The organism is Salinicola sp. RZ23 (genome assembly GCF_003206675.1).
GTDB lineage: Bacteria > Pseudomonadota > Gammaproteobacteria > Pseudomonadales > Halomonadaceae > Salinicola > Salinicola endophyticus.
The window spans coordinates 1-21,760 of the sequence record NZ_PZJK01000017.1 but is presented as its reverse complement, the minus strand read 5'-3'; the positions used below and the strand labels follow the sequence as shown (position 1 = coordinate 21,760).

Genomic DNA, 21,760 nt, shown 5'->3' with positions numbered 1-21,760 from the left:
GAAAGCGGCCGCGCGGTTCCTGCCGCGCGCCGGTGCAGGCCTCAGCATAAGCCGGCCTTGGCATTATTTCGAATATATGATTCGTAGTTTTTGATACGCTATGCATATCATTACGACGGACGACACCATGGAACTGCGAACCCTGCGCTACTTCGTGGCGGTGGCCGAGGAGCTGCACTTCAGCCGTGCCGCAGCCCGCCTGGGCATCTCCCAGCCGCCGCTGAGTCAGCAGATCAAGGCGCTGGAGGAGGAGCTGGGCGGCCGACTGCTGGTGCGCACCAACCGTCGCGTGGCGCTGACCGCCGCAGGCACGCTGTTCCTCGACGAGGCGCGGGAGGTGCTCGCCCGCGCCGAGCGTGCCTCACGCCTGGTCTCTCGCCTCGGCCGCGGCGAGAGCGGCCAGCTGCGTATCGGCTTCACCACCTCGGTGCCGCTGACCTCGCTGCTGCCGCGAACGCTGATGCACTATCGCCAGCGCTATCCCGATGTCGACCTGCGCATGCACGAGCTCAACAGCCAGCGCCAGATCACACCGCTGCTGGAGGGTGATCTGGATATCGGCATCATGCGCCGAGCCACGCTGCCACCGGAGCTTTCCGCCTTCACCCTGATCCGCGAACCGCTGGTGGCGGTGGTCAATGCCCAGAGCGAGCTGGGCGCGAGCGATACCCCGCTGAGTCTGGCCGAACTGGCCACCCAGCCCTTCGTCTACTTCTCGCCCGCCGCCGGTACCGGTCTGCTCGATCAGTTCAACGTGCTGTTCGCCCAGCGCGGGCTGACGCCGCGTCTGGTCCAGGAGGTCGGCGGCCCCAATACCATCATCAGCCTGGTCGCCAGCGGGCTGGGGGTCTCGCTGCTGCCCGAGTCGTTTCGCCATATCCACATCGACAACGTGCGCTACCGTCCGATCAGTGATGCCGATGCGCGCTCCGAGGTATGGCTGACCCATGCGCGCCACCACCTGACGCCGCAGGCGCAGCACTTCATTCAGCTCGTGCGCGAGGCCATCGCCGACTGAGCCAGGGCGCTCGCCTCCCCGGTGCTTTGCGCCACCGGCCGCAACCGGTAGAGTCTGCGCCAGACCCGCTGGCGCCACGCCGTCCAGACGTCACGTGATCGCCACACCCTGGTCAGACCCTCTTCATACCCACAGGAGACGCCGACATGGAATCCGGCTGGAGCCTCGGTCTCATGACCGGCACCGTGCTCGATGGCAATATCGATATCGCCATGCTGCGCAGCGATGGCGAGACCATCGATGAGTTCGGTCCCTACGAGCTGGTGCCCTACGCCCAGGATATCCGCCCGCTGCTGGCCGAGGCCCTGGAGGCCGCCCGGGAATGGAACTTCGAGGGCCCCGAGCCGGCGATCTTCCGCCGCGCCGAGGCCGCGCTGACCGAAGCGCAATCCGTTGCCGTGCTCGACTTCCTGGCCCGCCATGGTTTCCGCCCCGAACAGCTCGGTGCGGTCGGTTTCCACGGTCAGACCGTACTCCACCGGCCCCCGGTCGCCGGCCGCCGTGGCGCCACCCGCCAGTTGGGCGATGGCGAGCTGATGGCGCGCCTGGTTGGCAGCGACGTGGTCTATGACTTTCGCAGCGCGGACGTCGAGAGTGGCGGCCAGGGGGCACCGCTGTCGGCGGTCTATCACCGGGCACTGCTCGAGCGCCTGGGCGCCGGTGCCGACAGCCTGGTGCTCAACCTCGGCGGCGTCGCCAATCTCTCCTGGTGGGATGGTGAGCCGTCCGACCAGGGGCGTCTGATCGCCTTCGATACCGGCCCCGCCAACGCGCCGATCGATGACTGGGTGCGCCAGCATACCGGCGCGGCGATGGATCGCGACGGTCTCATCGCCGCCCGCGGGCAGGTGGATGAGCCGCGGCTTCAGGCGCTGCTCGAGCACCCCTATCTCGCCGCGCCCTACCCCAAATCACTGGATCGCTTCGACTTCCAGGCGGAGATGGCCGCGGGGCTGGCGCTGGAAGATGGCGCCGCCACCCTGACCGCCTTCACCGCCGCTGCCGTGGACCGGGCGATGTCCCTGCTGCCGCAACGGCCCGAACGGATCGTGGTGTGCGGCGGCGGGCGCCGCAACCCCACGCTGATGCGCGAACTCGCCCACCGCACCGGTGCCGAGGTGCAGCTTGCCGATACCGTCGGCTGGCGCGGGGACGCAATCGAGGCCGAGTGTTTCGCCTACCTGGCCATGCGCTCGCTGCGCGGCCTGCCGCTAAGCTTTCCGCTCACCACCGGCGTGGCTGCGCCACAGCCCGGTGGCAGGCTGGCGCGGGCCAACGCGCCAGCTTGACCCACCCTCTGCGCTACCCCAGACTGGCCGAGATGTCTGCGTCCGGCCACTCGCCGGGCGGCAGCATCGACGCTTGACGGGGTGCCGGTGGAACCGGCTGAGATCGTCCTGCGCAGTGCCCTCCCGGGCCTTGCGCCACGGCGGATCCCGACGAACCTGATCCGGCTAGTACCGGCGTAGGGATCAAGCGGAGGTCGGTGTCCTCGGTCCGTGCTCGCGCTCCACCCAACCTCCCCCCGCCTACGCTGTGCGCCGGCCTGACTTGAGTCATGCACTGGAGCACGCTCGACATGAAATCTCCCCAGTTCCTCTCGGATACGGCCAGGGTCGACAGCGCCGCCATCGCCCCGCTGCCCGCCTCGACCAAGATCTACGTCGCCGGCTCACGCCCGGACATTCGCGTGCCGATGCGCGAGATCGCGCTGTCACCGACGCCGACCCGCGATGGCTTCGAGCCCAATGCCCCGCTCGCGGTCTACGATACCTCCGGTCCCTATACCGATCCGGAGATCCCGATCGATATTCGTCGCGGGCTGCCGGAGGTACGCCGTGCCTGGATCGACGAGCGCGGCGATACCGAGTGGCTCGACGGCCCCAGCTCCGCCTACGGAAAACGCCGCGCCGAGGATCCGCGACTCTCGACCCTGCGTTTTCAGCTCGCACGCACCCCGCGCCGCGCCCGCCCGGGTGCCAACGTGACCCAGCTCCACTACGCTCGCCGCGGCATCGTCACCCCGGAGATGGAGTTCATCGCCATTCGCGAGAACCAGCGCCGGCGCGAAAGCCAGGGCACGACCGCCGACCCCGGCCTGGATCACCAGCACCCCGGCGAGGCGTTCGGCGCCCATCTGCCGGCGGAGATCACCCCGGAGTTCGTACGCCAGGAGGTGGCCTCCGGGCGCGCCATCATCCCTGCCAACATCAACCACCCGGAGAGCGAGCCGATGATCATCGGGCGAAACTTCCTGGTGAAGATCAACGGCAACCTGGGCAACTCGGCGGTGACCTCGTCGATCGAGGAGGAGGTCGACAAGATGACCTGGGGCATCCGCTGGGGGGCGGACACCATCATGGACCTCTCCACCGGACAGAACATCCACGAGACCCGCGAGTGGATCCTGCGCAACTCGCCGGTACCGATCGGCACCGTGCCCATCTACCAGGCGCTGGAGAAGGTCGATGGCGTGGCCGAGAACCTGACCTGGGAGATCTTCCGCGACACCCTGATCGAGCAGGCGGAACAGGGCGTGGACTACTTCACCATTCACGCCGGGGTGCGCCTGCACCACGTGCCGCTGACCGCCAGGCGCGTCACCGGCATCGTCTCCCGCGGCGGTTCGATCATGGCCAAGTGGTGCCTGCACCACCATCAGGAGAGCTTTCTCTATACCCACTTCGAAGAGATCTGCGCGATCATGCAGGCGTACGACGTCGCCTTCTCGCTGGGCGATGGCCTGCGTCCGGGGTCGATCGCCGATGCCAACGACGCCGCCCAGTTCGCCGAGCTGGAGACCCTGGGCGAGCTCACCCGGATCGCCTGGCAGCATGATGTCCAGGTGATGATCGAAGGCCCCGGCCACGTGCCGATGCAACTGATCAAGGAGAACATGGACAAGCAGCTCGCCTGCTGCGACGAGGCGCCGTTCTACACCCTGGGCCCGCTGACCACCGATATCGCCCCGGGCTACGACCACATCACCTCCGGCATTGGTGCGGCACAGATCGGCTGGTACGGCTGCGCCATGCTCTGCTATGTCACCCCCAAGGAGCACCTGGGCCTACCCAACAAGGATGACGTCAAGACCGGCATCATCACCTACAAGATCGCCGCCCACGCCGCCGACCTGGCCAAGGGTCATCCCGGCGCGCAGCGCCGCGACAACGCCCTCTCCAAGGCGCGCTTCGAGTTCCGCTGGGAGGATCAGTTCAATCTCGGCCTCGATCCGGACACGGCGCGGGCCTTCCACGACGAGACCCTGCCCAAGGCATCCGCCAAGGTGGCGCACTTCTGCTCCATGTGCGGGCCCAAGTTCTGCTCGATGAAGATCACCCAGGAGGTGCGCGAACGCTTCGGTGACCAGGCATCAGCCGCCGAGCGGGAGGCCGGCTTGCAGCAGCAGGCGGAGCGATTCCAGCGGGAAGGCGGCGAGCTCTACCGCGAGGTGTGAAGACGCCGCTGCCGCCAGGCGCCGCGTGGCGGCAGCGGACGCCATACGCGACTTTGGTCGTAATCGTGTTATACCTCATCCCGGTTGTGAATGGTCGGATCGCAAACGCCTGCGGGATGGGTAGAATGCGCGCTTTTGCCTCCGACAATCTGGCCTGCGCAAGGAACACGTAAATGACAACGACCCCGTCCCGCCCCAACCTGTGGCGACGTACTCCGTTATGGCAGAAGATCATCGCCGGTCTGCTGCTGGGTATCCTCGCCGGCGCCCTGATGGGCAAGGACGCCAGCCTGTTCAAGCCCCTCGGCGACATCTTCATCAACGGCATCAAGATGCTGATCGTGCCGCTGGTGTTCTCCACCCTGGTAGTGGGGATCACCGGCATGCGCGACCCGCAGAAGATGGGCCGCGTGGGTGCCCGCACCATCGCCCTCTATCTGATCACCACCGCCTTCGCCATCGCCATCGGCCTGGTCGCGGCGACCCTGTTCCAGCCCGGTGTCGGCGCCGACGCCTCGATGAGCGCGGCACCGCAGGCGGGTGAAGCGCCCTCGCTGATCGATATCCTGGTCGGTCTGGTACCCAAGAACCCGCTGCAGGCGATGATCGAAGGCAACATCCTGCAGATCATCGTCTTCGCCATCGGTCTGGGCATCTCGCTGATGCTGATCGGCGACAAGGGCGAGCCGGTGGTGCGGGTGTTCGAGAGCTTCGCCGAAGCGATGTACAAGCTGACCGCGATCGTCATGGCGTTCGCGCCGTTCGGCGTGTTCGGCCTGATCGCCAATGTCTCGGGGCAGTACGGGCTGGACGTGCTGCTGCCGCTGGCCAAGGTGATCGGTGTGGTCTATCTGGCCTGCGTGGTGCACGTGCTGGTGGTCTACAGCGGCATGATCGCGCTGCTCGGCCGGCTCAACCCGAGCCGCTACCTGCGCGGGATCGTCGATGCACTGGTGGTGGCGTTCTCCTCGGCCTCGTCGTCGGGCACCCTGCCGGTCTCGATCCGCTGCGCGCAGAAGAATCTCGGCGTCTCCGAAGGGGTCTCCAGCTTCGTGCTGCCGGTGGGCGCCACCATCAACATGGACGGCACCGCCATCTATCAGGGGGTCGCGGCGCTGTTCGTCGCCCAGTTGGTGGGGGTCGATCTGTCGATGACCGATTACGGCATGATCATCCTCACCGGCACCCTGGCCTCGATCGGTACCGCCGGGGTACCCGGCGCGGGACTGATCATGCTCTCCATCGTGCTGGCCCAGATCGGCCTGCCGCTGGAAGCGATCGGCGTGGTCGCCGGGGTCGACCGTATCCTCGACATGGCGCGCACCAGCGTCAACGTGGCCGGCGACCTGATGGTCACCACGCTGGTCGGCAAGAGCGAAAAGGAGCTGGACCTGGCCATCTACAACAGCGACAACCGTCTCTGACGCGCGGGCACCCGGCGCAACGCCTGCCTGTCACATAGACCTTTCACGAACACCTTCCAGAAACGCAACGGCCCCGACAGATGTCGGGGCCGTGCTGATGCTGGGGCGGATCAGTGACGCGGTTTGGCGGCGTCCTTGAGATCGCCCTTGGCGGACTTGAGATGCCCCTTGGACTGCTGGGCCTTGCCCTTGCCCTCCAGCTCGCGATCCTTGGTGGCCTTGCCTGCCACTTCCTTGACCTTGCCGGCGACCTTATCGACGGTACCTTCCGCCTTGTCGGCTTTCGAACGCTGTGTCATGACATTCACCTCGCTGACGTGGGACTTCCCTTTCACCCCGCGGGCCGCGACTCGCTCGCTGCCTCACGTTCTCTGAAGATAGTCCGGTCTGGCCGTCATCAAGGGGAAATACGCGTAACGTTTTGTGCCGCTCCATCGCCGCCACATCGCCGCCGGGAGAGGCACCTCGCCCGGCGGAACGCGCCGTGATCAGCCGCGCGAGGTGACTTCCAGCAGATGATAGCCGAACTGGGTCTTCACCGGGCCATGCACTTCATTGAGGGCGCCGTTGAAGACGACCTCATCGAACTCCTTGACCATCTGGCCACGGCCGAAAGTACCCAGCTCACCACCCTGGCGGCCAGAGGGGCACTTGGAGTGCTGGCGTGCGACTTCCGCGAAGTCGCTACCGGCTTCGATCTGCTGCTTGAGCTCGAGACACTGCTGCTCGCTGTCGACGAGAATGTGGCGGGCGCTGGCCTGTGCCATGCGGTCACTCCTGGAACAATGAATGAAGATCGCTCATTTTACGGAAAGCCGAGGCGCCGCGTCACCGCCCGATTGCGCACTCAGAGGGTGTTTACAAATTCGGCGAGCTAAGGCAAGGCAAGTCGAAATCGGCCGAAAAGACGGAGTTTACACGGGGTAAATGAGTACTTTGAGGTCGATTTCAACGCAGTATTGCCGAGCGCAGGCATTTTGTAAGCACCCTCTCAGCCACCGAAACGCTGCTCGAGGTAACGATTGATATCCGCTGACTCGTACATCCACTCGACCTGGCCGTCATCGTGGACGATGCGCAGACACGGCACCATACCGCGCCCGCCGCCGGCGATCAGGTCGCGTCGATGGTCGGGGTCGCGCTGAATATCGCGCAGCTCGATCGGCACGCCCAGGCGTTCGATCTGGTGACGCACGCGCACACAGAAAGGGCAGCGCTGGAAGTGGTAGAGCGCCAGTTGCGCCGCGGCCTCGTCCACCGCCGCCTGGTCTTCTGCCGAGCGTGTTATCGTCGCAGACATGGGTTGCAGCCGCCTCCTGATCCATTCGAACATCTTTTTTCCCATCGCTGACCGGCATCTTGTCGCCGTCCTGCGATAGCGTAGCCGCTGACTGCCCGTCTACGACAGCCCTATAGCACGCCACTGGCCAACGGACCCGGCTCGGGATCAGTTGGCACTGCCGCTGGTGGCGCCCTCATCCATCCCAGCGCCCTCATCCATCCCAGCGCCATCATCCATGCCAGCGCCATCCAGACCGCCCGCTGCCGAGTCGTTGTCGATCAGCACCGGCAAGTCGATGGGTGCATTGTCCGGCACGCTGATGGTCGCCGGCGGTGGCGCATCGCTCGACGCGGGCTGATAACGCTCGGACGACGGCTGCGGGGGCAGGCGGTAACTGTCATCCACTACCGGCCGGGTGGTGCGCAAGTCATTGGGCAGCGTCAGCGCCGACTGCACGAGTGGCGTGGCGAATTGAGCCCGAAACTCCTGGCGTGAGAGGCGACCATCACCATTGAGATCCAGTGTATGCCAGTTGCCGCCGAGCCCCAGCGGCTCGACGTCGAGCGGGGTCAGATAGCCGTTGCCATCATGATCCGCGGCATCGAACAGCTGGTCGGCACTGACCATCACCGGCCCCTGCACCGACGGACGTTCGACCACGACATCGTGGCCGACCTGCGGCGCGGCACAGGCGCTCAGCAGGCCCGCGGCAGAGACCAGCGCCAGGCTGGCCCAGCAAGACCGATTCGTTCCCTTGTTCATCGTTTTCTCCCTAAAAACATGCGTTGGCTCCAGCACCAGGCGGGGGTCAGTGCCGCGGATCGCGCAGCGTGCCCTGCTCCAGGCGCTGCTGCCAGTTCTGCCACAGGCTCAGGCGGCTGGCGTCACCGACCTGGCGCCCGCTGCCGTTGAGTTTGCTGATCCACAGATGACTACCGTTGAAGCTGTAGATCGGCAGCAGATCGTTGCGCTGCGACGCCGGCTCGATCCGTTTGTCGATATTGTCGAGCACCACCGGCGGCGTGGTCGGTGTGGGTGCCCAGGTCACGACCATATGGAACTGGTCGTAGGGAATATATTTGACGTAGTGCAACCGCAGTTGGTCTTCCGGCACCCCCAGCTCGCGCAGCGTCAGATACTTGGCCATGGCGAAATCTTCGCAGTCGCCGGCACCGACTCCCAGGAATTCGAACGGCGTGGCCCAGTAGTCCTTGACGTGCCAGACGTCGATGTCATCGAGGAAACGCAGCTGATTGAAGAAGTCGTTGACACCCTTGAGCTGGGTACCGACCGACCGCCCCTGCAGCCGATCGATCAGCACCGGCCACTGCTGGATCCGCTGCCAGCCCGCCGCGCCGTAGAGCCTGACGACCTCCGACTTCGGCGGCAGTCGCGGCAACGCCTCGACCGCGGTCTGGCCGCCGAGCAGCGCCACCAGGCACGCCAGAACCAGCCAGGCGGCCACGCTACCGGGCCGGCGGAGCGCGCACGCCATGCCCCGGCTTCGCCGCTCACTGCGCCGATGGCGCCAAACCGCCCACCTTGTCACCACGGCTCAGTCCAGTGCGAGCGGAGCGGTCGGCGCCAGGTATCCCTGATAGCCGTCGGCCCCCACCTCGCTGACCCGCTGACGCTGCTCGTCGGATTCGACACGAGTCACGATGACCCGCGACTCCACCTGGTGCGCCGCCATGCACAGACTGCGCAGGAACTCGGTATCGACCTCGTCTCGCACGAAGAACCCCTGGTCGATCTTGACGTAGTCGGGCCGCAGCCGCGACAGATAGGCCATCGCCTGGAGGTTGCGCGCGAAGCGATCGACCCCACACCGGGCACCCAGCCGGTGGGCGAGGCGGAACAGCTGCTGTACCACGTCGAGATGCTCCAGGGCGATCTCCTCACTGACCTCCAGATCGAGCATGGCAACAACCCGCGGATGCATTTCGAGCCAGGCGACCAGGGCGCGATACGCCTCGGGGTCGGCCAGCGAATCCGCGGTAAGGTTGACCGCCAGGCGCCCCGCGATCTTGCCGACCAGGCCATCGAGGGTGTCGAGCACGCTGCGGTCGAGCCGTGCGCCCAGGCGGAAATGATTGAGCACCGGCAGGAAGACGTAAGCGGGGTGCTGCTTGTCGCCCTCGTTGAGGCGCACGAACACTTCCCGATGCAGCTCGCTGCCATCGGCCAGCAGTACCGGCTGTGCCACCAGGCTCAAGTCGCGCTCCACCAGCGCGCGCTCGATCACCTGCCGCCACTCTTGACGCCCACGCGCGGCGAGGGTGTTCTCCGGGCGCACCACCACCCAGCGCTGGCCCAGCTCGATCGCATCGCGCAGGGCACTGTCGGCCCGTGCCAGCACACCCTCGCGGTTCATGCCCGCGTCGCGCAACACCACCCCGGCACGCGTATAGTGTTGCTGCGTCTCGGAAAGCGGATTGGCATCGACCAGATCGTCCACCCGGTCGAGCGTGTCCGCCAGCCAACGCTCGCGCACATCGTCACCGCAGTCGGGGAGCACCAGCGCAAACTCCTCGGCCGAGAGCCGCGCTGCCTGAACCTCGCGCCCGCCCAGCTGCGCGCCCCTGAGACCGTGACCGATCGCCCGGATCGCCTGGTCGCGCGCCTCGAAACCGTCGCGCCGATAGAGCTCCTGGAGATGGTCGATGCGCAGAATCACCAGGGCGCCGCCCTCGGGGGCCGACAGCCACTCATCGAGAACCCGGGTCAGATAGGCGCGATTGCCGAGCTGCGAGACCGCATCCTGCTCGGTCATGCGCTGTAGCCGTACGACCTGATCGGCCTGCTGATCGAACTGCTGATTGAGACGCTCCCCGAGCCGATTGACCGCCTCGGTGATCCCCCGCAATTCATGGACACGGCTCGGCGGCAGCGGCTCGTCGAAACCGTCGATCTGCATGTCGGAGATGCGCCGCGAGAGTCGGTTGAGCGGACCCAGCAGCCGTTTGACACCGATCACGCAGAGCACCACCACCACGAGCATGCCGACCGCCAACCAGCTGAGCAGGCTCAACGCCAGCGACCATAACTGGTCATAGGCGCCAGCGCTGTCGGAGACCACCCGGATACTGCCCAGCGCCGACCAGCCACCGCTGATCTCCCGCTCGCTGACCGCGTTGGGCAGCGACACCGCCCGCTGGAACCACGCCGGCGTGTTGCTGACCCGATCGGTGGAGATCACCAGCGGCTGATCACGCCCCACCGCCTCCAGTCGCAACAGGCGCATCGCGCCGCCATCGGCGGCGGCGCGCATCAGGGTTTCTGCACTGGTCCAGTCACCGATCTCGACGAACGGTACCAGCGACAGACTCAGCGCCTGGGCCATATTGTCGACATCGGCCTGCTGGCGCTCGGCCAGCGAGGCGCGGGTCTGACGGACCTCGATGGCGAAAATGCCCGCCGAGAACAGCAGCAGCAACCCCACCATGATGGCAACCGAGCGCCGAAACAGGCTCATAGCATCCTCTCCTTGTTCAACCCTGGGGCCCCGGCGGGGTGGTGCTCGGATAGCTTTCCCCGGCATCGGCGATCAGGCCGACATCCACCTGGAGCGTATCGAGCAGCTGACCCGTGGCGGCGAGCAGCCGATAGTTGGCGCGGCGCAGCGAGAATTCGGCATCTACCTGGGAGCGCTCGGCGTCGTAGAGTTCGGTTTCGCTGTCGAGCAGATCGAGCAGCGTGCGCCGGCCGATATCGAACTGCTTGCGGTAGTTGATCCGAGTCTGCTGGCTGGCTTCGACGTAGCGGCTCAGAAATGGCAACTGACTGGAGACGTAGTCGCGCGCGTTCCAGGCCAGTCGCAGCTCGTCGCGAACCTCGCGCAGCGAGCGGTCGCTGTCGTAACGCACTGCGCGCAGGGCATCCTCCCGGGAGTGCAACTGGGCCAGGTCGATACCGCCGCGATAGAGATTCCACGACATCACCAGATCGGCGTTCCAGTCGTCGGCACTGTCGCCCTTGAAATCATAATCGCGGCTGGCCAGGCGGCTCGCCTCGGCGCGGAAGGTGGGCAGGAAATCCCCGCGTTTGGCGGCCACTTCATGATGGGCCGCGGCGATCGAGTGAGAGGCCGCGACGACCAGTGGATTCTGCGCCGTGGCCATGGCCATGGCGGCATCAAAGGACTGCGGTACCCGGCTCATGTCGACCGCTGGCGGCAGCATCAGGTTACGCGGCGTCTCACCGACGTAGCGCAGGAAAGCCGAGGTCGCATCGTCGAGGTTGTTGCGGGCAGCGATCAGGCTCGCCTGCGCCTGAGACATGCGGCCGTCCACCTGGATGGTGTCGGCGGCCGTGCCCGCGCCCAGCTCGGAGCGGCGGCGGATATCGGCGGCGATGCGCTGGTGCGTATCGACATTTCGCTGGGCCAGCTCCACCAGCCGCTGGCTGCGCAGCACATCGAGATAGGCCTGGATCGTGGTCAGCCCGACCTGATTGGCCACCGCCGCCACCTGCCAGCGCTGGTAGTTGCTCTCTTCGTCGGCCTGGCGAATCCGCTCGACGGTGGTGTTGCCATCCCAGATCAGTTGCGACAGCGTCAGCTGCGCACGCCGATAGCTGTGCGCGTCACTATCGCGGGAGACGCCACTGCTCTCGCTCTCGTTGGCACCGTAACCGACACGTCCCTCGAGACTCAGCGACGGCAGATAGGCCCCACGCTGCGCCCGAGCGTCCTCCAGATTCTGCTGGTAACGCGCCATCTCGGTGCGCGTGGTGGGGTACTGCATGACCGCTTGGGTCACGGCCTCAGTCAGGCTCTGCGCCTGCACGCTGCCCGCCAGCGCGGCCACCCCGATGCCTAGGATCCATTGCCTCATGGTAATCATGTCTCTCCGTTGTAATGTTCCCTTCCTGGCCCCTCAGCGTTCACGCATCGCGCTCTGCTGGGCCCGCAGAATCGGCTTGAGCAGATACTGCAGGATGGTCTGGCGGCCGGTGATGATGTCCACCGTGGCCTGCATGCCGGGAATGATCGGTAGGTCGTCGCTGTTCTTGCCGAGATGGTTGCTGTCGGTACGCACGGTGACCACGTAGTAGATGTTGCCCTTGTCGTCCTCTTCGGTGTCCGGGCTGATCCGCAGCACCTTGCCCTTGAGCCCACCGTAGATGGTGAAGTCGTAGGCCGAGAGCTTGACCGTGGCCGGCTGCCCCGGCTGGATGAAGCCGATATCCCGCGGTGCCACCTTGGCCTCCACCAACAGCTTGTCCTCGATCGGCACGATCTGCATCAGGCTCGCGCCGGGCTCGACCACACCGCCGATGGTGTTGACGTTGATCGACTGCACCTTGCCACGCACCGGTGAGGTGATCAGGGTGCGGTCGACCCGGTCCTGCAAGCTGGCGCGCCCCTGCTGCAGACTGTCCAGCTTGCCGCGCGCCTCGCTCAGGGCGTCGGCACTGCGTGAGCGGAACTGCTGCGCCACGTCGCGCCGCTTGCTGATCGCCTCCTGCAACTCCGACTGCTTGGCCGGAATGGAAAGCTGCGCAGACTCCAGATCGCCGCGCTGGTCGTTGACCTGGCGCTGCAGATTGAGCAGGTCCACCCGCGACACCACGCCCTCCTTGACCAGTGGTGCCGTAATGCCGAGCTGCTGGCGCGAGAGCTGGTAGCTGCGCGAGAGCGACTGCGCCTTGGAGCGCAACTCCTGCAACTCCTGCTGACGCTGTTCGATCTGCGCCGAGGCCTGGTCGAGCTGGGAGCGCAGACTGCTGAGGCGTGCGCTGTAAGCATTCTCGGCGGCGGAGTAGATGTCCGGGTTGGTCTTCCGGAAGGTGTCGCTGACCGGCAGCGGTTGGGTCGACACCGCAACCTGATCGCGCCAGTCTTCGGCCTTGGGCTTCACCGTCACCGACGCCATCTCGGCCTGATACTGCGCCACCGTCGCCTGCAGCCCGGACAGGGTCGACTCGCGCTCGGCGAGATCGGAGCTGGCCCGGGTCGGGTCGATGCGCGCCAGCGGCTGACCGGCATCGACGAGATCCCCTTCCTGCACGTAGATATCGCGTACGATGCCGCCCTCGAGGTTCTGGATCGTCTGCAGCCGCGACGAGGGCACTACCTGCCCCATGCCGCGGGTCACCACCTCGATACTCGAGAGCCCCGCCCACACCAGGAAGGCGACGAAGAACGCCAGCAGCACCCAGATCAGGATGCGTGAACGCCAGGGCGTGGCCAGCAGGGTCGCAGCGCTGGCGTCGTCGGCCAGCTCCAGCTCCTTGGCCGTCGGCCGCGGCCACTTGAGCACCTTACCCGCCATGCTTGGCCTCCGACGTCCGCGCCGAGGCCGCCTCGGATGGCGCCTGCACACGTCCCTCGTTGAGCGCCTTGAGCACCGTCGGCTTGGGCCCGTCGGCGATCACGCGGCCGCTGTCGAGCACGATGATGCGCTCGGCGACCTCGAGCATCGCACTCTTGTGCGTCACCAGCACCAGGGTCTGGCTGCGCGGTAGCTCCCGCAGTGTGCGCCGCAGCAGCGCTTCGGCGCGGTTGTCCATGTACGAGCCGGGCTCGTCCAGCAGCAGCAGCGCCGGATTGCTGAGGATGGCCCGGGCCAGCAGCACCGACTGGCGCTGGCCGCTCGACAGCAGCCGCCCGCCCTCACCCACCTGACGGTCGAGCCCGTCCGGATCGCGCCGGGTGAAATCGGACACCCCGCTGATGTCAGCCGCGCGATGGATGGCTTCATCACTGGCATAAGGCTGGCCGAGAATGAGGTTGTCGCGGATCGAGCCGAAGAACAGCGTGCTGTCCTGACCGGCGAAACCGATATGCCGGCGTATGTCCGCCGGATGGACCTGATTGATATCGAGACCATCGATACGCACGCTGCCTTCGGAGGCGCGGTAGAGGCCGCTCATCAGCCGCTGCACGGTACTCTTGCCCGCGCCCATGCGGCCGATGATCGCGACTCGCTCTCCCGGCTCGATGGTGAACGAGACGTCGCTGAGCACCTCGGGGGAGTCGTCGCCGTAGCGAAAGCCGACATGATCGAACTCGATCCGCATGTTGAGGCGGTCACGATGGACATAGTTCTTGTCCGCTTCGACCTCGTCGGGCAACTGCATGATCTGGTCGATCGCCGCCATGGCGCTGCGGGTCTGACCGAAACGGGTGATCAGCAGCGCCATCTGCGCCAGCGGCTGCAGCGCGCGCCCGGTGAGCATGACGCCAGCGATCAGACCGCCCATCGAGAGCTTGCCTTCACCGATCAAGTAGACCCCGAGCACCACCAGACACACCGTAGAGAGCTGGTTGATCGTGGTGGTCAACGACGAGACCGAGGTCGAGAGGTTGCGACTCTTGACGCCCCACTTGGCGATCTCGCCGACGGCGCGCTCGTAGCGTCGCTGGGTTTCGCCCTGGGCGTTGGCGAGCTTGATGCTCTCCAGCCCGGCCACGCTCTCGACCAGCCGCGCGTGCTTCTCGGTGGCCAGGCGCGAGCCCAGCTCGATCGAGCGCTTCAGCGGCCACTGAATGGCGATCGAGTAGCCGATCAGAATGATCAGCGCGACCAGCGGCACCAGGACCAGGGGGCCTCCGATGATCCATACCACCAGCAGGAACAGCAGCGCGAATGGCAGGTCCACCAGGGTCGTCATGGTCATCGAGGTGAAGAAGTCGCGCACCGAGTCGAACTCCTGCAGGTGCTTGACGAAAGCCCCCACGGAGACCGGACGGGCATCCATGCGCAGATTCATTACCTTGGCAAATATCTTGGAAGACAGCAGCACTTCCGACTTCTTGCCCGCGGTGTCCAGAAACCAGGCGCGTACCTGGCGCATCAACAGGTCGAAACCGACGATGATGCCCATCCCGGTCGCCAGCACCCAGAGGGTGTCGAAGGCCAGGTTGGGCACCACCTTGTCATAGACGTTCATGGTGAACAGCGGCGCGGCCAGGGCGAACAGATTGACCAGCAGCGACGCGATCAGGACATCGCGATAGATCGGCGTGGAGAGCTTGAGCGTCGACCAGAACCAGTGGCCGTCGGCCAGCTTGACCGTCTCCGGCGCGCGCGCATCGAAGCGATGCTCGCGGCGCACATAGATGATCTGCCCGGTGGCCTGTTCGCACAGCGAGGCCATATCGACCTCCTGGGTGCCATCCGCCTCGGGGAGATAGACCGTCGCCTGCTGGCGCTCGGCATCGCGCTCGAGCAACACGGCAGCACGGCGCCCCTGGAGCACGACGATACACGGCAGCAGGATGTCGGCGACCCGATCGGGACGCTGGCTGACGAGCTTGGCCGATAGCCCGGCACGATGTGCGGCGCGCGGCACCAGGGCGAGCGTCAGACGCCCTTCGTCCAGCGGCAATCCATCGCTGATCACGTCGCCCGAGCGCGGGACGCCATGATGGCGCGACAGGAACACGAGCGACCCCAGTAGCGGGTCGCTCTCCTTCTCGCCTAGCGGATCGGGACGAAGGGGTGTCGGTTCATCAACCAAACCTGTGCTCTCCTGCCATGCCATGGTCGTGGCTATTCATTCTGGTGCGTCTCAAGCTGTCGCCCCTCAACCGTCCATGTTCGTCTTCAGGTTGCCGTGATCCAGCAGCGTCTTGATGATCTCGGTATCGGAGCCGCCCAGGCTGGTCATGTCGACATTGCTGAAGACGATCTTCTGGGTCACGGCCCCTTCCGGGCCACCTGTCTTGATCTCCAGCGTCGAGCCGCCACTGGTGGCGTTGCCCGGCGCACCGCCGGCCTCGCCCTTGACGAAGTGCAGTTGCTGCGCCGCCAATGAGGCAAGATCGGCGTTGGAGAGACTCGAACTGCCGATGTCGAGCATGTCGGAGAGGTCGATCCGGTCACCGCCGTCACCGCCCTTGAAGTCGGTGATGCGATCGACCGCCGGGGTACTCGAAGAGCCCTGGTCACCACGCATCCAGGCGAAGGTATCGCTGCCGTCGCCCCCAGTGAGGATATCGTTGCCCTTGCCTCCCTCGAGGCGATCGGCCCCCGGGCCGCCATCGAGGATGTCGTTGCCGGCACCCCCGATCAAGGTATCACGCCCGGCACCGCCGCTCAGGGTGTCGTTGCCCTCGCCGCCGCGCAGGATGTCATTGCCGTCGCCACCAGTGAGGATGTCGTTGCCATCGCCCCCCATGAGAACGTCGTTGCCTTCGCCACCGACGAGGGTGTCGTTGCCCTTGCCGCCGACCAGCACATCGTCACCCTTGCCACCCTGGAGCGTCGTGCCACTGTCGTTGGCCATCAGCGTGTCGTTGCCGTCGGTGCCGGTCAGCGTCTGCCCGCGATGGTAGTCGACAGTCACCGCCGCCGTGTCGGTAGTGCCATCGCTATCGGTGAGCGTGTAGTCAGTCCTCAGCGTCGTGGTCATGTCAGCGGCGTTGGCATAACCGACCTTCATCGACAGGTCGTAGGTCTCCGCGCCATAACCGTCCAGCACCCCGGAGCCACTATCCTTCACGTTCATGACCGCAACGGTATAGCTCTTGTCGGCACCGCTCGTGTTGGTGAAAGTGCCGCCATTGGCCAGCCCAGTGAAGTAATGGTCATTCGAGCCCTTGTAGGCCAGTTCCACACTGCCGGCGACATTGGTCGCCAGGGTCAGGGATTCACCGGCGCGCAGGGTCAACGTCATGAGATCGTTGGCGTTGCTGCCAAAGCCGAGCAGGCCAGCCCCCGCCAAGTACCCACGCACCACGGTTGCCGCGGTGTTGGCCGCCTGCCCCACTGTCGAGAAGCTACTGCGATCCAGTGAGAAAGCATCGACGCTGCGCTTGTCCTGGGTCTGTACGCTGGTCGCAGTGAAATCGGATGCACGATCCTTCCAGCCGGTGGTCAGCGTCAACCCGTCGGTGGTCGCCGTGGTACCCGCCGCGATGGCGTCATTGGCGAGCAGCACATCGGCGCCGATGCTCAGGCTCGGGCTCAGGATATTGGTGATGATGTGATCGTCCTGCGCCGAGGTCACGCCGTTCTTGACGTTGATGTTCATCACCCCGCTGGCGGTGTCGCCATCGGCATCGCTCAGGGTATAGCGAATGGCGTCGGTACCGTAGCTGCCCAGCTTCGCTGTGTAGCGGTAGCTGCCATCGTCCATGTCCATGACCAGCTTGCCACCCAGCTCCGTGGTGACGCCAAGCTTGTGCGAACTGCTGTCGTAGGTATAGGTGGCAGCGCTCGACGAGGCAGTGACGGCGCCGCTGCTCTTGTCGAAGGTGAAGATCACACCATCGACCGCCAAGCTCTTGACGAAGCCACCATCCCCGCCCATCAGCGACAGCCCGTGCGCACTACCGCTCAGCAGCCCGTCCTGCAGCAGCGGCATCTGCACCGTCCCCGCGACGACATCGTCGAGCCCATTGAGGTCTCGGATGATCACCGCGTTGGTGTCGTCACCGGTGCGGCCATCGTAGGCCACGGGATTGAGATAGGTCTGACTGACGTCACCGCCGATCCCCAGCGCCAGCGAGTCGATGGAATTGTTGCCCAGGAACGCCTTCCAGGCCGCCTCTTCATTGGCATCGATACCATCGCCGAGCCCAACGTCCGTCGTTGAGCCGTCGTTGTAGACGTAGTGATCATTGCCGACCGGCGTATAGTTGGTCGGGTACTGACTGGAGAGCGTCGGCGCACCGTCGGAGAAAAAGTACGACACGTTCTGCACATCACCGGTCAGCTTGCCACTGCCGTTCCAGGCATGCTGGGCATTGCTCAGCGCATAGTCGTAGTTGGTGCCGCCATTGGCCTGCAGCGCATCGACCACCTTGAGGGCATCGGCGACCGTCATCCACTGCTTGGGTGAGCTGTCGAGCTGGTCCGAGAACGGCGCCAGCGCCACCTTGACGTTGCCAATGTCGTCGTAACGACCGAGCATCTCTCGAATCGACTGCTGCAGAACCTGTAGCCGCGTCTGCTCGACGCCATCCACCACGACCCTGTCGTTCATGCTGGACGAGGTATCCACCACCAGCAGTACGTTGGTGTTGATTACCCCCTGAGAGATGTCAATCGGGATCGTTTTTGCGACCGGCGAGTCGTCTTCCACGGTGACGCCGATACGGCTATTGGCACTCAGGCTGCCATCGCTGACCTTGACCCCGAGGTCGAAGCTCAGGGTATCTTCGCCGCTCTGTGGATGGTCGACCCCGGCTTTCAGCGTGACCTGATACTGGCCATTGGCATCGATGGTGGCGCGAATCACCTCCTTGCCGCCGGCCGACCCGATGAGCGTGCCGCTGTCGCTGCCACTCCAGGTGATCGCGGTGCCCCCCGAGGTCAATGCCGTGGTGGGCGCCGTCAGCGTATAGGTCAGCGTGTCGCCATCGACATCGGTGGCGACCACGCGACCGCTGGCGGTCGCGGAATCCGTGGTATCGGAGGTGCCCTGTGTATCGGGTACACCACCCGGCAGGCCCTCTTCGGAAACCGTGGCACTGTAGCCTTGATCCACGATTACCGGGGCGTCGTTGATCGCATGCACGGTGACCGGAATCGCCACGCTGGTCGTGGCGCTGTCATCGTTGCTTTTCTCGGTCGAGGTGACCGCAGCCGTCAGATCGATCGTGCCGTTGTAGTTGGCCGCCGGCTTGAGCGTCAGCGTATCGAGGTTCCAGCCGCTCAGATCCACGCTGGCACTGCCGCTGCTGCCGACGAAGGTATGGCTGCCATCGCTCAGGGTGGCACCTGCCGGAATCCCGCTCAGCGTGACAGCGCCAAGCGTCTCCGAGCCGTCGGTATCGGTCAACGCCGCGGCGATCTTGGACAGGTGGATGACCGAGTCCTCATCGCCTTCGTTCATGGCGTAGAGCTGGTAGTAGCCGTTGCCATGGCCATCGCTGCCGAGCAACCCGGAGTGGTTGACGTTGGCGGCGTCGAGTGCGCTGACATCCTGCATCAGCACATAGTTGGTGGTATTGAGCGGTACCGGCGCGCCGCCGTCGACACCGACATTGAGGCTGTAGTGCCCCGGACCATTCTGATTGTGCTGGTAGAGATCGAGCGTGTAGTAACCGTTCACGCTTGGCACGAAGGAGCCCGAGTAAGCGCCCTTGGGCTCACCAGTGCCATTGGTTTCCCCCCAGGTCGCCTGGGCGACCACGTTGCCGCCGACCAGCAGACGAATACTGTCATCGCCGACTCCACTGAAGGTGTAGGTCTTGCCCGCCTCCAGATACATCAGGCCGGAGATATGAGTCGCGGTTCCCACGGGCACATCGCCATTGGCGGCGTCAGTGGTGTTACCACTGGTCGCCGGCGTGTCGGCCGCGTCGATCGTCGACTGTAGTGTCGCCGGATTGGCGCCGTCGCCGCTGGTGCCCAAGGGTAGACCGGTAAAGGTCTCCTTGAGCAACCCGCTACCGTTGGCGCTGTTGCCGCTCAGCGTCAGCGAGGGCGCATCGGCCACTGCCGTGACATTGATCGTGGCCGTCGCCGGCGTCGAATCCTGGCCACCCTGGTCGTCGGTCGCCGTGTACTTGAGCGAGGTGGTACCCGACCAGTTGCCATCGGGCTTGAAGTAGACCGTCGCCCCATTGTCACTGGCTGCGAGAGTCGCTCCGGTCGTCAACAGCTGAGTGCCGGCTGCATCGCTGTAGAACTTGCCATTGGACCCGAGCGATGTGATCTGGAAGCTCGCGATCGAACCATCCACGTCCGTACCGGACAGGTCGACAGCAATCAGCGGGGAGGGATCTTCGGTACCGGTGACACTGACATCCCTTGCCTCAGGCAGCTCGTTGGTACCCGCGATGGTCACCGAGATCGTCTTCGCGGTGCCATCGAGGGTGGTCACGGTGAAGTTCTCGACCTTGGTCTCACCGGCCTTCAGATACTGCACGGCGCTATTGGCAACGCTGTAACTCCAGTTGCCACCGGCCGTGATGGCAAGCGTACCCAGTGTGCCGGCGGCGGCACTGGCATTGCCCGGCACGAAGGCACTCTGACCATCGTCAGCGTCGCTGACCGCCAAGGAGCCCTTGGTCGTCAGATTGCCCGCGGCGTTGACGTTGGTGTCTTCAATCACCGAGCCGGTGTCGACCCCAGAGATGACCGGTGCATCGTTGGTGCCGATGACCGTCACGGTCAGGGTGGATGTGTCGGTACCGCCCTGGCCATCGCTGATGGTGTAGGTGAACTCGTCACTGCTCCGGCCATCTTCAGGCAGCCCGCGGGTCGCCTGACGGTTGGCATCCAGAGCATAACTGTAGCTACCGTCCGCCTCGAGCGTGAGCGTGCCATAGACGCCCTGAAGGGTCACACTCTCGCCACTGGCAACGCTGGACTGTGTGCCCGCTTGCGTATTGGCAACGCTGGTCACCGTCAGCGGATCGCTCTCCGGATCGCTGTCGTTGGCCAGAACGTTACCGCTGGCCAACGTCGAACCGGGATCGATGACACTGGCACTGCCGTAGATAGTGCCGCCATTCAGTGCCGTGAGTGTGGTCGGCGTGCCGAGCGCATGTGTTTCCACGTTCATGGGAGTGGCACGACCATCGGTCGTCACGATCAGCAAGTCACCGCTGGCGCCCTGTGCCAACCCATAGACATCGCTACCCATGCTTGCCACCACGGTCGTGGAAGCATTGCCTTGTACATCGGTCTGAATGCTGCCATCAGCGTTCAGCGCCACCTCGAGCACCCGTCCGCTCGAGTCGGAGACATAGAGGTGGTCACTACCGATATATTGAAGATCGCCGCCCGCGGTGAAGCCGGTCGCGGCAATCTTGGTAGCGGTCATCGTTGTCGGATCGATCGAGAACAGCCCTGGTGTGACAGCGCTGGCGGCAACCAGCTTGCCATCCGGCATGGATGCCAGCGAGTTGATCTGAGAGAGACCTGACACGGATCCCAACGCGGTTGCCACTCCCGTCGTGGCATGAATGCTGTAGAGAGTCGAAGCGTTCGACGAGTCGGTGAAAGCCACACCGTACAACGTACCCGGCGTGCCGCTGCTGGAAATATCCCCCAGATTGCGGATAGCACTGCCGGCGTCATCCCTGATCGCGACGCTGGTCTGGCTGCCCGTGGTCAAGTTCCAGGTTTCGAGCGTACCCTCTGCGGTCGCGATATAGACAAAGTCCGGCTTGGCCGTGACCTCAGCAGCATCCGGCCGTGCCACCGGGGCATCGTTGGTACCGGTGACTGTCACGGTCAAGGTGGCAGTATCGGAGCCTCCCTGACCATCGCTGNNGTGGTGTCTTGCTGATCCGCGGCCAGGTGATCGAACGCCGTTCCCGGATTGAAGCTGTAGGAACCATCCGCGTTCAGCGTGAAGGTACCGCCGTTGGAGCCGGCGATGGCGGTGCCCACATTGGCATCGTTGCCATTGACCGCGCTGACATTCAGCGTGCCGCCGTCGACATCGCTGTCGTTGGCCAGGACACCCTGGGCGGCGGCGACATTGAGGGTGTCATTCTCGCCCGTGCTGCCGGTATCAGCGACTGCCACCGGGGCATTGTTGGTGCCGGTCACTGTGACGGTCAGCGTCGAGGTAGCCGTGCCTCCCTGACCATCGCTGACTGTGTAGCCGATCTGGGTAGTATCCGTTTGCCCTGCGCCCAGACGATCGAACGCCGAGCCCGGATCGAAGCT

The 21,760-nt window shown here is 65.1% G+C and carries 15 protein-coding genes and 1 riboswitch; of the genes, 4 read left to right on the top strand and 11 right to left on the bottom strand.

Features of this window, described 5'->3' with window-relative positions; all coding sequences use genetic code 11:
* The first annotated feature begins 127 nt into the window (after positions 1 to 127).
* The 4 genes from DOM67_RS17035 (at position 128) to DOM67_RS17020 (ending at position 5,899) form a co-directional block, all read left to right on the top strand.
* A complete protein-coding gene (locus DOM67_RS17035; RefSeq protein WP_110678408.1) occupies positions 128 to 1,018 on the top strand; it encodes a LysR substrate-binding domain-containing protein in 891 nt (296 codons plus the stop codon).
* A 146-nt stretch (positions 1,019 to 1,164) separates the two neighbouring features.
* Positions 1,165 to 2,307: an anhydro-N-acetylmuramic acid kinase gene (locus DOM67_RS17030; RefSeq protein ID WP_110678126.1), complete on the top strand. Its 1,143-nt coding sequence runs from the start codon at positions 1,165 to 1,167 to the stop codon at positions 2,305 to 2,307.
* A gap of 67 nt (positions 2,308 to 2,374) precedes the next feature.
* A riboswitch (TPP riboswitch) is annotated at positions 2,375 to 2,507 on the top strand.
* A 90-nt stretch (positions 2,508 to 2,597) separates the two neighbouring features.
* Positions 2,598 to 4,475, top strand: a complete 1,878-nt coding sequence (gene thiC / locus DOM67_RS17025; RefSeq protein ID WP_198651850.1) for a phosphomethylpyrimidine synthase ThiC — start codon at positions 2,598 to 2,600, stop codon at positions 4,473 to 4,475.
* A gap of 173 nt (positions 4,476 to 4,648) precedes the next feature.
* Entirely contained in the window at positions 4,649 to 5,899 is a 1,251-nt protein-coding gene (locus DOM67_RS17020; RefSeq protein ID WP_110678122.1) for a dicarboxylate/amino acid:cation symporter, read from the top strand.
* 110 nt (positions 5,900 to 6,009) lie between these two features.
* On the opposite strand, the gene DOM67_RS17015 is transcribed toward DOM67_RS17020, so the two are convergent.
* The 11 genes from DOM67_RS17015 to DOM67_RS16965 form a co-directional block, all read right to left on the bottom strand.
* Complete coding sequence (locus DOM67_RS17015; RefSeq protein WP_106418413.1) at positions 6,010 to 6,198, bottom strand: CsbD family protein; 189 nt, start codon at positions 6,196 to 6,198, stop codon at positions 6,010 to 6,012.
* Between the two features lie 189 nt (positions 6,199 to 6,387).
* On the bottom strand, positions 6,388 to 6,666 hold the full coding sequence (locus tag DOM67_RS17010) for a peptidylprolyl isomerase (RefSeq protein WP_035475297.1): 279 nt from the start codon (positions 6,664 to 6,666) through the stop codon (positions 6,388 to 6,390).
* Positions 6,667 to 6,890: 224 nt separating this feature from the next.
* Positions 6,891 to 7,199, bottom strand: a complete 309-nt coding sequence (locus DOM67_RS17005; protein WP_232825298.1) for a glutathione S-transferase N-terminal domain-containing protein — start codon at positions 7,197 to 7,199, stop codon at positions 6,891 to 6,893.
* 147 nt (positions 7,200 to 7,346) lie between these two features.
* On the bottom strand, positions 7,347 to 7,943 hold the full coding sequence (locus tag DOM67_RS17000; RefSeq protein ID WP_110678118.1) for an EF-hand domain-containing protein: 597 nt from the start codon (positions 7,941 to 7,943) through the stop codon (positions 7,347 to 7,349).
* 46 nt (positions 7,944 to 7,989) lie between these two features.
* Positions 7,990 to 8,676 (bottom strand): transglutaminase-like cysteine peptidase, encoded by a 687-nt coding sequence (locus DOM67_RS16995; protein WP_198651849.1) that lies wholly within the window; start codon positions 8,674 to 8,676, stop codon positions 7,990 to 7,992.
* A 60-nt stretch (positions 8,677 to 8,736) separates the two neighbouring features.
* Positions 8,737 to 10,656: an EAL domain-containing protein gene (locus DOM67_RS16990; protein ID WP_188115163.1), complete on the bottom strand. Its 1,920-nt coding sequence runs from the start codon at positions 10,654 to 10,656 to the stop codon at positions 8,737 to 8,739.
* A 16-nt stretch (positions 10,657 to 10,672) separates the two neighbouring features.
* Positions 10,673 to 12,016 carry a TolC family outer membrane protein gene (locus DOM67_RS16985; protein WP_157958893.1) on the bottom strand — a complete coding sequence of 448 codons (1,344 nt, stop codon included), beginning with the start codon at positions 12,014 to 12,016 and terminating at the stop codon, positions 10,673 to 10,675.
* A gap of 42 nt (positions 12,017 to 12,058) precedes the next feature.
* Positions 12,059 to 13,456, bottom strand: a complete 1,398-nt coding sequence (locus tag DOM67_RS16980) for an HlyD family type I secretion periplasmic adaptor subunit (RefSeq protein ID WP_110678111.1) — start codon at positions 13,454 to 13,456, stop codon at positions 12,059 to 12,061.
* Positions 13,446 to 15,647: a type I secretion system permease/ATPase gene (locus DOM67_RS16975; protein WP_232825297.1), complete on the bottom strand. Its 2,202-nt coding sequence runs from the start codon at positions 15,645 to 15,647 to the stop codon at positions 13,446 to 13,448. Before DOM67_RS16975 ends, DOM67_RS16980 begins: the two co-directional genes overlap by 11 nt.
* Before the next feature lie 66 nt (positions 15,648 to 15,713).
* Entirely contained in the window at positions 15,714 to 21,317 is a 5,604-nt protein-coding gene (locus DOM67_RS16970; protein ID WP_232825309.1) for a VCBS domain-containing protein, read from the bottom strand.
* A 2-nt stretch (positions 21,318 to 21,319) separates the two neighbouring features.
* Positions 21,320 to 21,760 (bottom strand): Ig-like domain-containing protein (locus tag DOM67_RS16965; protein WP_198651848.1); only part of this gene is annotated, 441 nt, incomplete at its 5' end.

What these genes read in the sequence shown, in the direction of transcription:
- DOM67_RS17035 (WP_110678408.1), top strand. Translation starts at nt 128, where the DNA reads ATGGAACTGCGAACCCTGCGCTACTTCGTGGCGGTGGCCGAGGAGCTG.
- DOM67_RS17030 (WP_110678126.1), top strand. Translation starts at nt 1,165, where the DNA reads ATGGAATCCGGCTGGAGCCTCGGTCTCATGACCGGCACCGTGCTCGAT.
- thiC (WP_198651850.1), top strand. Translation starts at nt 2,598, where the DNA reads ATGAAATCTCCCCAGTTCCTCTCGGATACGGCCAGGGTCGACAGCGCC.
- DOM67_RS17020 (WP_110678122.1), top strand. Translation starts at nt 4,649, where the DNA reads ATGACAACGACCCCGTCCCGCCCCAACCTGTGGCGACGTACTCCGTTA.
- DOM67_RS17015 (WP_106418413.1), bottom strand. Translation starts at nt 6,198, where the DNA reads ATGACACAGCGTTCGAAAGCCGACAAGGCGGAAGGTACCGTCGATAAG.
- DOM67_RS17010 (WP_035475297.1), bottom strand. Translation starts at nt 6,666, where the DNA reads ATGGCACAGGCCAGCGCCCGCCACATTCTCGTCGACAGCGAGCAGCAG.
- DOM67_RS17005 (WP_232825298.1), bottom strand. Translation starts at nt 7,199, where the DNA reads ATGTCTGCGACGATAACACGCTCGGCAGAAGACCAGGCGGCGGTGGAC.
- DOM67_RS17000 (WP_110678118.1), bottom strand. Translation starts at nt 7,943, where the DNA reads ATGAACAAGGGAACGAATCGGTCTTGCTGGGCCAGCCTGGCGCTGGTC.
- DOM67_RS16995 (WP_198651849.1), bottom strand. Translation starts at nt 8,676, where the DNA reads ATGGCGTGCGCGCTCCGCCGGCCCGGTAGCGTGGCCGCCTGGCTGGTT.
- DOM67_RS16990 (WP_188115163.1), bottom strand. Translation starts at nt 10,656, where the DNA reads ATGAGCCTGTTTCGGCGCTCGGTTGCCATCATGGTGGGGTTGCTGCTG.
- DOM67_RS16985 (WP_157958893.1), bottom strand. Translation starts at nt 12,016, where the DNA reads ATGAGGCAATGGATCCTAGGCATCGGGGTGGCCGCGCTGGCGGGCAGC.
- DOM67_RS16980 (WP_110678111.1), bottom strand. Translation starts at nt 13,456, where the DNA reads ATGGCGGGTAAGGTGCTCAAGTGGCCGCGGCCGACGGCCAAGGAGCTG.